Genomic DNA, 11,664 nt, shown 5'->3' on the forward strand with positions numbered 1-11,664 from the left:
GCCATGATCCCCGACGTCAAACCCACCAGCGTGCTTTATCTCAACGGCGTCTCGGTTTCCTTCGATGGCTTCAAGGCACTGAATTCGCTGTCGATTGTCATCGAACCCGGCGAACTTCGCGCCATCATCGGCCCGAACGGCGCCGGCAAGACGACGATGATGGATATCATCACCGGCAAGACCAGGCCCGATGAGGGCGAGGTGTTCTTCAACGGCACGATCGATCTCACCAAGAAGGATGAAGCCGATATCGCCCAGCTCGGCATCGGCCGCAAATTCCAGAAGCCGACCGTCTTCGAAAGCCATACGGTGTGGGACAATCTGGAGCTGGCGCTGAACCGTCGTCGCGGCGTGTTCTCGACGCTGTTCTACCGGCTTTCGGGCGAGGACAAGGCGCGCATCGAGGAGATCCTCGAAACGGTGCGGCTGACGCATCGCCGTGACGAATTCGCTGCCAATCTCTCGCACGGGCAGAAGCAATGGCTGGAGATCGGCATGCTCTTGGCGCAGGAGCCGAAGCTGCTGCTGGTCGACGAACCGGTGGCCGGCATGACGGATGCGGAGACGGCGGAAACGGCGATCCTGCTCAAGGATATCGCCAAGACGCGCTCGGTCGTCGTCGTGGAACATGACATGGGCTTCATCCGAGACCTCGGCGTCAAGGTGACCTGCCTTGCTGAGGGATCGGTGCTGGCCGAAGGGTCGATCGATTTTGTGAGTTCGGATCCGAAGGTCATCGAGAACTATTTGGGGCGGTGATGAATGCAACTTACAGGCTTGAACCTGACAAAAGAACGAGCTCTAAAACGAGCGGGTTTTATTGTGGGGTTTCATCATGGCTTTTCTCGGTATTCTGGTCGTGGCGATCAGCGGCGCGGTCGTCTGGTATTGGCGTTTGAAAATGGTGCGTGAGGCGGGAAACGAGATCATCGATTCCGTCGAGCGTATGCGGGGCGCTTATAAGCGCGGAAAGTTCCGCAAGCAGGCCGAGGCAGCGCCGCTGGCCTCGATCGCCGATCCGGCGATTGCGGCGGTGGCCTTCCTCTTCTGCCTTGCCAAGGAAAAGCCGATCTATTTCGACGCTGCGAAGGATGTCGTTCGCAATCGCATGAAGGGCATCATCCGGCCGGGCGATATGCAAGAGGTGCTGGTTTTCGGCGAGTGGGCGTCTAAGAACGTCACCAGTCCCGAAGATCCGATCCGACGGTTCCGGCCTCTTTGGATAGAGGCGCTCGACATGCAAGAGCGTCAGCAATTGATCGGCATTGCCGAGGAAGTGGCCGAGGTCGGTGGTGAGAGAACGAAGGAACAGGAGCACGCCCTGCAAATGCTGAGGCGCATGCTGATGAACTGATGGGGAATGGGTGAACGCATGCTGACAGTCGAAAACGCAAACCTGCATTATGGTGCCGCTCAGGCGCTGCGCGGCATCTCGATCACAGCGGAGATGGGCAAGATCACCTGCGTGCTGGGGCGTAACGGCGTGGGGAAGAGTTCTCTTCTGCGCGCCGTTACCGGCCAGCATCCGCTGTCGGCGGGTACCGTCACCTTCAACGATACAAAGCTCAACGGCCTGCCGCCCTTTGCCCGTGCCAAGCAGGGCATCGGCTATGTGCCGCAGGGGCGCGAAATCTTCCCGCTACTGACAGTCAAGGAAAATCTCGAAACCGGCTTTGCTCCGCTTGGCCGCCGCGACCGCAACATTCCCGATGACATCTTCAGTCTCTTCCCGGTGCTGAAGTCGATGTTGTCACGTCGCGGCGGCGATCTTTCCGGCGGGCAGCAGCAGCAACTGGCGATCGGGCGCGCCATGGTGACGCGGCCGAGGATTCTCGTGCTCGACGAGCCGACCGAGGGCATTCAGCCATCGATTATCAAGGATATCGGCCGGGCGATCCGCTATCTGCGTGACTCCACAGGCATGGCGATCCTGCTCGTCGAGCAATATCTCGATTTCTGCCGCGAGCTTGCCGACTATGTCTACATCATGGACCGCGGTGAAATCGTGCATGAAGGGCTTGCCGAGACGCTGGATACGCCGGAGGCCCGCCGCCACCTGACTGTCTGACCGGCAGATGCCGCATTTTGCAGCAGAGGGCGCGGCGCCTGGAAAACCTTCCGCCGCCAAAGGCCTGCTCGGAGCGGCATAGGAATTGCTTGCTTTCCGCTATCTGCGCGCTTGAATGAAAACCAAGGGCGCGACCGAAAGGGACGATATGACGATTGCGGCGGCAGGCACGAGACCGCAAAGAGCGGAAGGGCGCGGGCATCTGGCGGCAAAGCTGTTCGATGGCCGCACGCGCATCCGTGAACTCTATCAGGAGGGGGCAGCGAAGATCCGCCTGCCCGATACCTTCGACGCCTCCATGGAAGCCGTCATCATCAATACCGCTGGCGGTTTGACAGGCGGCGATCGGATGGATTGGAGCGTTGATGCCGGCGCCGGCACGCGCATCGACGTCACCACTCAGGCTTGCGAGAAGATCTACAAGGCATCGGCCGGCATCGCCGAGGTGGCGACCAGCATCAAGGTCGGAGCCCAAGCCCGCGTCGACTGGCTGCCGCAGGAAACGATCCTCTTCGACCGGGCTGCACTTTTTCGCCGGCTGGATGTCGATCTTGACGAGAGCGCCCAACTTCTAGCTGTCGAAGCCGTGCTGCTCGGCCGCAAGGCGATGGGTGAGGCGGTGGTATCAGGGCTGTTCCGCGATCGTTGGCGCATCCGCCGCTCGGGTCAACTGATCCACGCCGAAGAACTCAGGCTTTCCGAAGGTGTGGCGGCACTGGCGGCGCGGCAGGCCGTGCTCGGCGGACAGGTGGCCTTTGCGACGTTGCTTTATGCCGGACCGCTTTCAGAAGCCTATCTTGGCAAAGTCCGGCCGCTCGTCGAAGGATCGATGGGCGGCGCGAGCGCTTGGAATGGCAAGCTCGTCGTCCGCCTTGCAGCAGCCGACGGCTTCTCACTCAGAAAAATCCTGATCCCCGTCATTTCCGCCTTGCGCAATGGTGCGCCTGTGCCGAAAGTCTGGAATCTATGAACGTAAGCATTCGGTCAAGCAGATGGACAAGCGATGAACCTCACTCCGAGAGAAAAAGACAAGCTGTTGATTTCGATGGCAGCGATGGTGGCGCGGCGGCGGTTGGAGCGCGGCGTCAAGCTGAACTATCCCGAAGCGATCGCGCTGATCAGCGACTTCGTCGTCGAAGGCGCCCGCGACGGCCGCCCGGTTGCCGAGTTGATGGAAGCCGGCGCCCATGTGATCGGCCGCTCCCAGGTGATGGAGGGCATTGCCGAGATGATCCACGACGTGCAGGTGGAGGCGACGTTTCCTGATGGAACCAAGCTCGTCACCGTGCACGAGCCGATCAGGTGAGGAGATAGGAATGCTCGAGCTCAGGCCCAACTGCGAATGCTGCGACAAGGATCTGCCGCCTGATAGCACCGAGGCACGGATCTGCACCTATGAATGCACCTTCTGCACCGATTGCGTGGACGGCGTGCTGAAGGGTGTCTGCCCGAACTGCGGCGGCAATCTCGTCGCAAGACCCATTCGGCCGGCAGCCATGCTCGCCAAAAATCCGGCGTCGACGAAGCGTGTGCTGAAAGCCGAGGGCTGCGCGCCCAAGGCGGCTTAAGGAGGACAAGATGATTCCAGGCGAGATCATTGCCGCAAGCGGCGACATCGAACTGAATGCCGGCGCGCCGACAGTGACGCTGGAGGTTTCCAATACGGGCGATCGGCCGGTGCAGGTCGGCAGCCACTATCATTTCGCCGAGACCAATGCAGGGCTTTCCTTCGATCGTGCGGCGGCGCATGGCAAGCGGCTCGATATCCCGGCGGGGACGGCGGTGCGCTTCGAACCGGGGCAGACGCGCTCCGTGACGCTGATCCCGCTTTCCGGCAAGCGCGAGGTCTACGGCTTCCGCCAGTTGGTGATGGGCAAGCTTTAAGAACAATAGTCTGGAGAAACGCATGCGCTTGAATATCTGCCTCGTCGGGGCGGCGATGCTGCTGACGGCAGGTGCTGCCTCTGCTGAGGATATCGATTGCAACAGTCCCAAGACGCAATCGGACATGACCGGCTGCGAGGCAGCGCGCCACGAGACTGCCGACAAGGCTTTGAATGCGCAATACAAGAAGACCCGCGCCGCCCTGGCAGCGATCGACAAGGACCTGGATGGCGACATGAAGGGCGCGGAGCAGGCGCTGGTCAAAGCGCAGCGCGCCTGGATCGATTATCGCGACGCCGAATGCGACGCCTTCGGCTTTCAGGCCCGCGGCGGCACGATGGAGCCGATGCTGGTCGCCGGATGCCTCGCCAACATTACAGACAAACGCACGAAAGAGCTGAAAGAGCTCGAAGATACGATGGGCAACTAAGGTGATCAGGACAATCATGATCCTCGGCAATGGCGACGTCGGAGAGGCAGAGGCGGGTGTCATCGATGCCGCCGATTTCGTCATCCGCTTCAATGATTGCCGCTCCTATGGCGCCGGCGGCAGCCGCACGGATGCCGTTGCGGTCTGCAACACCGGCAGGCCGGCAAAGGCGATGCTCGGTTCGCGTGAGTGGCGCGCCCATCCGGGTGTGGTGTCGGCCGGTGAAATCTGGAGCGTGCGCGACCCGGAAAAATTCGCTGCGATGCGGGCGCCGCTTGCCGTCTCGCATCCGGAACTCGACGATTTCTGCGACGACTATACCGCTGAGTTCAGCGCCTTCTGCGCAGACACCGGCAAAAGGCACGTCGTCATCGACAAGGCGGTTCACGAGGCCGTCGATGCCTCGCTTTCGGCCTTTGCTCCTTCGCCCTATGTCGTGCCGAGCAGCGGTATGGTCGTCATTGCCGAGGTGCTGAACAGATATGCCGAGGCCGAGGTGACGCTTGCCGGCTTCGGCCACGTCGGCTGGGAATGGCACCCGTTTTCAGCCGAACGACAGCTTGTCGATAGCTATATTGCCGCTGGCCGCCTCAAGCGGCTCGGCGGAAAAACACTTGTCTCTTCCTCCCAAGGAGCCTGATAGATGCCCTACAAGATCTCGCGCGCCGCCTATGCCGGCATGTTCGGACCGACCACAGGTGACAAGGTGCGCCTTGCCGATACGGAGCTCTTCATCGAGATCGAGAAGGATTTCACCACCTATGGCGAGGAGGTGAAGTTCGGCGGCGGCAAGGTGATCCGCGACGGCATGGGCCAGAGCCAGGTGACGCGGGCGGATGGTGCGGTCGATACGGTCATCACCAACGCGGTGATCGTCGATCATTCGGGCATCTACAAGGCCGATATCGGCCTCAAGGATGGGCGCATCGTCGCGATCGGCAAGGCCGGCAATCCCGACATGCAGCCGGGTGTCAACATCATCGTCGGCCCGGGCACGGAGGCGATCGCCGCCGAAGGCAAGATCGTCACCGCTGGCGGTATGGACAGCCATATCCATTTCATCGCGCCGCAGCAGATCGAGGAGGCGCTGATGAGCGGCATGACCTGCATGCTCGGCGGTGGCACGGGTCCTGCACACGGCACGCTCGCCACCACCTGCACGCCTGGTCCCTGGCATCTCGCGCGGATGATCGAAGCTGCCGACGCCTTTCCGATGAACCTCGCCTTTGCCGGCAAGGGCAATGCCTCGCTGCCGGGCGCGCTGACCGAAATGGTGCTCGCCGGCGCCACTTCGCTGAAGCTGCACGAGGATTGGGGCACGACGCCCGGCGCCATCGACTGCTGCCTGTCGGTTGCCGACGAATATGACGTGCAGGTGATGATCCACACCGATACGCTGAACGAAAGCGGCTTCGTCGAGGATACGATCGGCGCCATCAAGGGCCGCACCATCCATGCTTTCCACACGGAAGGAGCAGGCGGCGGGCACGCGCCTGACATCATCAAGATCTGCGGCCAGCCGAACGTCATCCCCTCGTCGACCAATCCGACGCGTCCCTATACGGTCAATACCATCGCCGAGCATCTCGACATGCTGATGGTCTGCCACCATCTGTCGCCGTCGATCCCCGAGGATATCGCCTTTGCCGAAAGCCGGATCCGGAGGGAGACGATCGCCGCCGAAGACATCCTGCACGATATCGGCGCCTTCTCGATCATCTCGTCCGACAGCCAGGCCATGGGCCGCGTCGGCGAGGTGGCGATCCGCACCTGGCAGACAGCCGACAAGATGAAGCGTCAGCGCGGCCGGCTGAAGGAGGAAAAGGGCGACAACGACAATTTCCGCGTCCGCCGCTATATCGCCAAATATACGATCAACCCGGCAATCGCCCATGGTCTCAGCCCTGAGATCGGCTCGGTCGAAGTCGGCAAGCGCGCCGACCTCGTGCTGTGGAACCCGGCCTTCTTCGGCGTTAAGCCCGATATGGTGCTGCTCGGTGGATCGATCGCCGCCGCCCCGATGGGCGATCCGAACGCCTCGATCCCGACGCCACAGCCGGTTCACTACCGGCCGATGTTTGCCTCCTATGGAAAGAGCCTCACCAATTCCTCCGTCACCTTCGTCAGCCAGGCCTCGCTCGATGCCGGCCTGAAGGGCCGGCTCGGCGTTGCCAAGGAGCTGGTCGCGGTGAAGAATACACGCGGCGGCATCTCCAAGGCATCGATGATCCACAACGACCTGACACCCGAGATCGAGGTCGATCCGGAGACCTATGAGGTCAGGGCGAACGGCGAACTGTTGACTTGCGAGCCGGCAACGGTGCTGCCGATGGCGCAGCGCTATTTCCTGTTCTAGGCCCACGTCCGATGTGTGATGGACGGCTGCGATGAGGACAGGCATCCGCTGGTTGTTGCGGATCGTATTTCTGCTCGTGCTTTCGGCGGCCTGCGGAACCTTCATTCCCCGGCCGCTGATTGCGCCGGTCAAGGCGTCGTCTACCGTAGTGACGCATCGGATTCTGCTGCTGTCGGGCACGATCCATACCGATATTGCCATTCCGCTCGACGCGGAAACGCGGGCTGCCTTTTCCTTCCTCGACGATACCGATTTTCCGCTCGGCCATCCGAACGCGGAGTGGCTCATTATCGGCTGGGGCGGTCGTGCCTTCTATCTGGAAACGCCCACATGGGCGGAGCTGAAGCCGCTGCCGGTGTTGCGCGCTCTGACGATCGACCGTTCGGTGCTGCACGTGGACCTTGCCGGTCCTATCACCGAGCCGCAGTCCAGCGTTACAGCATTCGATGTCAGTGAGGATCAATTGGCGCAGCTGCGCGCTTTTATCTCGGACAGCTTCGTCCGTGACGCTGGCGCGGTGGTGCTGATTCCAGATGCGGGTTACGGCGAGATCGACCGTTTCTTCGAGGCCAGGGGATACTTCAACGCTCTCTTCGGCTGCAACACCTGGAGCGCCGCCGCCCTGCGCTCGGCTGGGCTTCGAACCGGCTTATGGAGCCCGATTCCACAAGCATTGCGATTGTCCGTTTCTGTCTACAATTAAAGCAGCCGTAGAGCCAGTCCGCTCTTAAAGTGAATTGTGAATTGCACTCTCCATATGGTTGTAAAAATCGGTGGAAAAACCGATGTTTTCCCCAGCTAAACCATTCTGGAACAGCTGCCTCGCACGGATCAATTAATCTCTTTTATATCAGTAATTTAAGCGTCTCTCTGCGCTGTTCGATTCAGGGATTGGAAAACTGCATCCCCTGCTAGAAAAGTTCTATCCACCGAATCGTCCGAAACCGTTCGAATCTTAACGAGTCGATTAAGACACCCGCAGCAATTGGCCTCTTATCAATGCCTGGAAACGCCGAGCAGGAAGGTTGATTCTCATGAGAAACTGGATTTCGCTGCAGGCCGATTTCGGCGATCTTCAATACCGCAAGAACGTCTATGTCTTCGCCCTGAAGATGGCTTTTCTCGCCGTTATTCTCTCGGGAGTCATTATCGCATTGACGATGCCGTCGCTTGATCTTCTCGGGCTCCTGCCGGTGACGCTCGCCCATGCAATCGGCTTCAGCGCGATCTTTTCGTGGCTGATCGGCGGTACGGTTTCCGGCATGCTGTCGCTGTTTGCCGGCTTTGCCATGCGCGACCTCGCGCTCTCGCGGGCGGAGTTCGAAAAACTCAGCCGCACGGATACGCTTTCCGGACTGCTCAACCGGCGCGCTTTTACCGAGGCGCTTGAGAATGCCGATGGCAACGCGTCCCTGGTGATTTTTGACGTCGACCGTTTCAAGACGATCAATGACCGCTTCGGCCATGGGTGTGGCGATGCCGTTATCATTGCCGTTTCGGCCATGCTCACATCCGCCTTCGATGAGATGTCCGTCGTCGCACGGCTGGGTGGGGAGGAGTTCGGCGTCATCGTCTCCGGGGAGCCGCTGGAGGCGCGGATGGAGCGCATCGAAAGCGTCCGAGCCCGGATCGCCGGCGGCGCCATCAGGGCCGAGGGGCACGATATCCGCATCACCGTTTCCGGCGGCGTTGCCGATCTGGTCGCCGAGCGCAACAAGCAGGCGGTCTATGCCTCCGCCGACCGGGCGCTCTATCTCGCCAAGGCGCTCGGGCGCAATCGCGTCGTACACGAACGGGAAGGTCTGCATCACGCCTGGCACGGGCTCGTCGATAACGGCGTCGATGGCGAGAACAGAGGACCGGAGAGCGACGATGTGATGCAGGCTTACGGAATATAAAAGCCAGGTCTGGAGCATGATGCCGAAAAGTGTTTGCTGTTTTCGGACGACATCATGCTCTATTTTTTGATTTAGACAAAAGGCCATTGGTGCTTGCATCGGGAAGAGCTATTTTGCATGGTCGTCCTCTGAGCAAAACGGACATGTCATGCAGCGCGTCACTTCCTATCTTCCCGCCGGAACCCCTTCCTCCCACCCGATCGCCCAGGTCAAGCTGCCGCATGATCTGCGCCATCTGCGCCGCAAGCTGCTGCATCTGGAAAATGGCGAGATGGTCATGCTCGATCTCAAGGATCCGGTGCTTTTCGCCAATGGCGACCTTTTGGTGCGCGACGACGGCGAACTGATCGAGATCCTCGCCGCCAACGAGAAGCTCTTCGAGGTTCGCGGACGCGACCGCGCGCATCTGGTAGAGCTCGCCTGGCATCTCGGCAACCGGCATCTTGCCGCACAGATCGAGGAAGACCGAATCGTCATCCTCCGCGACCATGTCATCCGCACCATGCTGCAGGGCCTCGGCGCCGTCGTCCTCGAGATCGACGAGCCGTTCCAGCCGGCGCGCGGCGCCTATCATTCCCAAGGTGGGCATTCGCATGGGCATGATCACGATCACAATCATGACCACGGGCATGATCATAATCACGGCCATGACCATGATCACGAACATGGCTACGAGCATGAGCATGAGCACCGCCATGATCGCGGTCATGATCATGACCACAAGCACGACTGAGCCTTGATGACCAGGGATCGCGAGCTGCAGGCATTGCTGCGCCTGATGGCATGGCTGTCACCAGCCTTTCCAATCGGCGGCTTTGCCTATTCGGGCGGGCTGGAGCGGGCGGTTGCCGACGGGCTCGTTACGGATGCGGCCTCGCTTGCGGCCTGGATCGGCACGCTGATCGGCAATGGTTCGGCCTGGAACGATGCGGTGCTTCTGGCCGAAAGCCACAGGCAACAGGCAGAACCCGCATGCCTTGCCGAAGTCGCTGCACTCGCCGAGGTGCTGGCCGGATCACGCGAGCGGCATCAGGAAACGATGTTGCTCGGCGAGGCTTTCCTCGCAGCCGCGCGGGCCTGGCCGGACGGGGTGTTCGAGCGGCTGCCTGACAGGGTCGCGTATCCCATTGCGGTCGGAGCAGTGACGGGCGCCCATGGCATAGGGCCCGAGAAGGCGCTCGCCGCCTTCCTGCATGCCTATGTCTCACAAGCGGTTTCATCAGGCATCCGCCTCGGTGTCGCCGGGCAAAGGGATGGAGTCGCCGTTCTTGCCGGTCTGGAAGACCGTATCGCGGAGGTTGCCCGGCGGGCGGCAGCCTCGACGCTTGACGATCTGGGCTCGGCGTCGGTGCAGGCCGATATTGCCACCCTGCGCCACGAGACGCAGGCGACGCGGCTGTTCCGCTCGTGATTGTCCGAAATTATCGCGGTGGCTGCGTTATTTGACGGTGGCGCGGGCGGGCGGCTTCGTTATCATCGGGGTTCGATTGGAGTAAGGCATATGAAATCAAGAAACGGACCTTTGCGTGTCGGCATCGGCGGGCCGGTCGGCTCGGGCAAGACGGCGCTGACCGAAAAGCTCTGCAAGGCGATGCGCGACGACTATTCCGTCGCCGTCGTCACCAACGATATCTACACGACGGAGGATGCCGAGGCGCTGGTGCGGATGCAGGCATTGACTTCGGACCGCATCGTCGGCGTTGAAACGGGTGGCTGCCCCCATACCGCCATCCGCGAGGATGCGACGATCAATTTGCAGGCGATCGCCGGCCTCAACCAGCGGATCCCCGATCTCGACGTCGTCTTCATCGAATCCGGCGGCGACAATCTGGCAGCGACCTTTTCGCCCGATCTTGCCGATATCACCATCTATGTCATCTCCGTCTGCCAGGGCGAGGAAATCCCGCGCAAGGGCGGCCCCGGCATCACCCGGTCTGACCTGCTCGTCATCAATAAGAAGGATCTGGCGCCCTATGTCGGCGCCGATCTCGAGGTGATGGACCGGGATGCGGCGCGCATGCGTGCGAGCCGCCCCTTCGTCTTCTCCGACATGAAGCGCGGCGACGGCGTCAGCTCGATCGTCAGCTTCCTCAGGGAGCAGGGCGGACTCTAGAGCGGTTCAGCTTTTCATGGAAACGCAGAACCGCTCTAAGTTTTGTTTTTACGCAATTCCGTACGGAAAACCGCTTTACACTTTTCCTGGAATTGCTCTAAAGCGCGTCACGAAACCGCTGCACAGTTTAGCGCGACAGAGCCTTTCGGCATCATGCTCTGACGGTCAGATCTGCCGCAGCACTTTGATGTCGCTGATGGCGATCACCCGGCCACGCACCGTGACACCTCTCGTCTTCAGCGTCGAGAAGGCGCGCGAAAGCGCCTCCGGCGCGAGACCGAGCTTCCGGGCGAGCAGATTTTTCGGAAAGGGTAGCCGCAGCGAAGCGGTCGCGCCGTTCTCAACGCAATGGGTCAGCAGATAGTGCGCCACGCGCTGCGGCGCCGTCTGCATGCGGTCGCTTGCCAGGCATTCCATCGTCGAGATCAGATGCAGTGACAGGCTGCGCATGATCGCCTTGCCGATCCGCGGCCGTTCCTCGAGCAACAGACGAACCTTGGGAATGTGGAAGCATGCCAGCACGGCATGATCCATCGCCTGAGCGCCGGTGCGATAGGTTTCGTCGGCGTGGATCAGGCATTCGGCGAAGCCGTCACCGGGCTCGCAGATGCGGATATCAGCCTGCCTGCCGTCGCCGTTGCGACGATAGAGCCTGACGTAACCGCTGAGCACGCAATAGAAATAGGTGGCCTGATCGCCCTCCTCGAAGAGAACGTCGTGCGGGTCGCAGAGGAGAACGGTGCCGCAGGCGCGCAGGGCTTGGGCCTCGTTGTGGTCGAGCCAGGCCATGAAGGCGGCCTTGGCGAGCACAGCGGCCTCATGGCCGTTGAATGTCAGCGTTCTGTTCATCTCCCGGTCTCCTGATCTGGCCGGTCTTTTCAATTCCTTATGCTGCCGGGCAAAATACGGGAGGGA

The 11,664-nt window shown here is 61.1% G+C and carries 16 protein-coding genes; 15 read left to right on the forward strand and 1 reads right to left on the reverse strand.

What is annotated here, in order from left to right; translation table 11 throughout:
- The first annotated feature begins 3 nt into the window (after nt 1-3).
- The 15 genes from urtD (at nt 4) to ureG (ending at nt 10,749) form a co-directional block, all read left to right on the forward strand.
- On the forward strand, nt 4-759 hold the full coding sequence (gene urtD / locus FFM53_RS18325; protein WP_026158829.1) for an urea ABC transporter ATP-binding protein UrtD: 756 nt from the start codon (nt 4-6) through the stop codon (nt 757-759).
- Between the two features lie 76 nt (nt 760-835).
- Complete coding sequence (locus tag FFM53_RS18330) at nt 836-1,354, forward strand: hypothetical protein (protein WP_138330203.1); 519 nt, start codon at nt 836-838, stop codon at nt 1,352-1,354.
- 18 nt (nt 1,355-1,372) lie between these two features.
- Nucleotides 1,373-2,068 (forward strand): urea ABC transporter ATP-binding subunit UrtE, encoded by a 696-nt coding sequence (urtE, locus tag FFM53_RS18335; protein ID WP_138330204.1) that lies wholly within the window; start codon nt 1,373-1,375, stop codon nt 2,066-2,068.
- A 148-nt stretch (nt 2,069-2,216) separates the two neighbouring features.
- A complete protein-coding gene (locus FFM53_RS18340; protein ID WP_138387470.1) occupies nt 2,217-3,038 on the forward strand; it encodes an urease accessory protein UreD in 822 nt (273 codons plus the stop codon).
- 33 nt (nt 3,039-3,071) lie between these two features.
- Nucleotides 3,072-3,374, forward strand: coding sequence for an urease subunit gamma (locus FFM53_RS18345; RefSeq protein WP_003542318.1), 303 nt, complete (start codon nt 3,072-3,074; stop codon nt 3,372-3,374).
- Between the two features lie 10 nt (nt 3,375-3,384).
- The gene (locus tag FFM53_RS18350; protein WP_138386795.1) at nt 3,385-3,636 is read left to right on the forward strand and encodes a DUF1272 domain-containing protein; all 252 of its coding nucleotides are present in this window, start codon (nt 3,385-3,387) and stop codon (nt 3,634-3,636) included.
- A gap of 10 nt (nt 3,637-3,646) precedes the next feature.
- Nucleotides 3,647-3,952, forward strand: a complete 306-nt coding sequence (locus FFM53_RS18355) for an urease subunit beta (RefSeq protein WP_003542314.1) — start codon at nt 3,647-3,649, stop codon at nt 3,950-3,952.
- A gap of 22 nt (nt 3,953-3,974) precedes the next feature.
- On the forward strand, nt 3,975-4,382 hold the full coding sequence (locus FFM53_RS18360; RefSeq protein ID WP_138386796.1) for a lysozyme inhibitor LprI family protein: 408 nt from the start codon (nt 3,975-3,977) through the stop codon (nt 4,380-4,382).
- Nucleotides 4,383-4,398: 16 nt separating this feature from the next.
- Complete coding sequence (locus tag FFM53_RS18365; RefSeq protein WP_138387471.1) at nt 4,399-5,022, forward strand: Urease operon accessory protein; 624 nt, start codon at nt 4,399-4,401, stop codon at nt 5,020-5,022.
- A gap of 3 nt (nt 5,023-5,025) precedes the next feature.
- The gene (gene ureC, locus FFM53_RS18370) at nt 5,026-6,738 is read left to right on the forward strand and encodes an urease subunit alpha (RefSeq protein WP_138386797.1); all 1,713 of its coding nucleotides are present in this window, start codon (nt 5,026-5,028) and stop codon (nt 6,736-6,738) included.
- Nucleotides 6,739-6,769: 31 nt separating this feature from the next.
- Nucleotides 6,770-7,441, forward strand: coding sequence for a TIGR02117 family protein (locus FFM53_RS18375; protein WP_138386798.1), 672 nt, complete (start codon nt 6,770-6,772; stop codon nt 7,439-7,441).
- 331 nt (nt 7,442-7,772) lie between these two features.
- The gene (locus FFM53_RS18380; protein WP_138386799.1) at nt 7,773-8,636 is read left to right on the forward strand and encodes a GGDEF domain-containing protein; all 864 of its coding nucleotides are present in this window, start codon (nt 7,773-7,775) and stop codon (nt 8,634-8,636) included.
- Between the two features lie 148 nt (nt 8,637-8,784).
- Nucleotides 8,785-9,369 (forward strand): urease accessory protein UreE, encoded by a 585-nt coding sequence (gene ureE / locus FFM53_RS18385; RefSeq protein ID WP_138386800.1) that lies wholly within the window; start codon nt 8,785-8,787, stop codon nt 9,367-9,369.
- A gap of 6 nt (nt 9,370-9,375) precedes the next feature.
- The gene (locus FFM53_RS18390) at nt 9,376-10,047 is read left to right on the forward strand and encodes an urease accessory protein UreF (protein ID WP_138386801.1); all 672 of its coding nucleotides are present in this window, start codon (nt 9,376-9,378) and stop codon (nt 10,045-10,047) included.
- A gap of 90 nt (nt 10,048-10,137) precedes the next feature.
- Nucleotides 10,138-10,749 (forward strand): urease accessory protein UreG, encoded by a 612-nt coding sequence (gene ureG / locus FFM53_RS18395; protein ID WP_138330212.1) that lies wholly within the window; start codon nt 10,138-10,140, stop codon nt 10,747-10,749.
- 165 nt (nt 10,750-10,914) lie between these two features.
- Here ureG and FFM53_RS18400 read toward each other — a convergent pair whose 3' ends face one another.
- On the reverse strand, nt 10,915-11,598 hold the full coding sequence (locus tag FFM53_RS18400; protein WP_138386802.1) for a Crp/Fnr family transcriptional regulator: 684 nt from the start codon (nt 11,596-11,598) through the stop codon (nt 10,915-10,917).
- Nucleotides 11,599-11,664 lie beyond the last annotated feature (66 nt).

The sequence above is a fragment of the Rhizobium indicum genome, from assembly GCF_005862305.2.
Taxonomy (GTDB): Bacteria; Pseudomonadota; Alphaproteobacteria; order Rhizobiales; family Rhizobiaceae; genus Rhizobium; species Rhizobium indicum.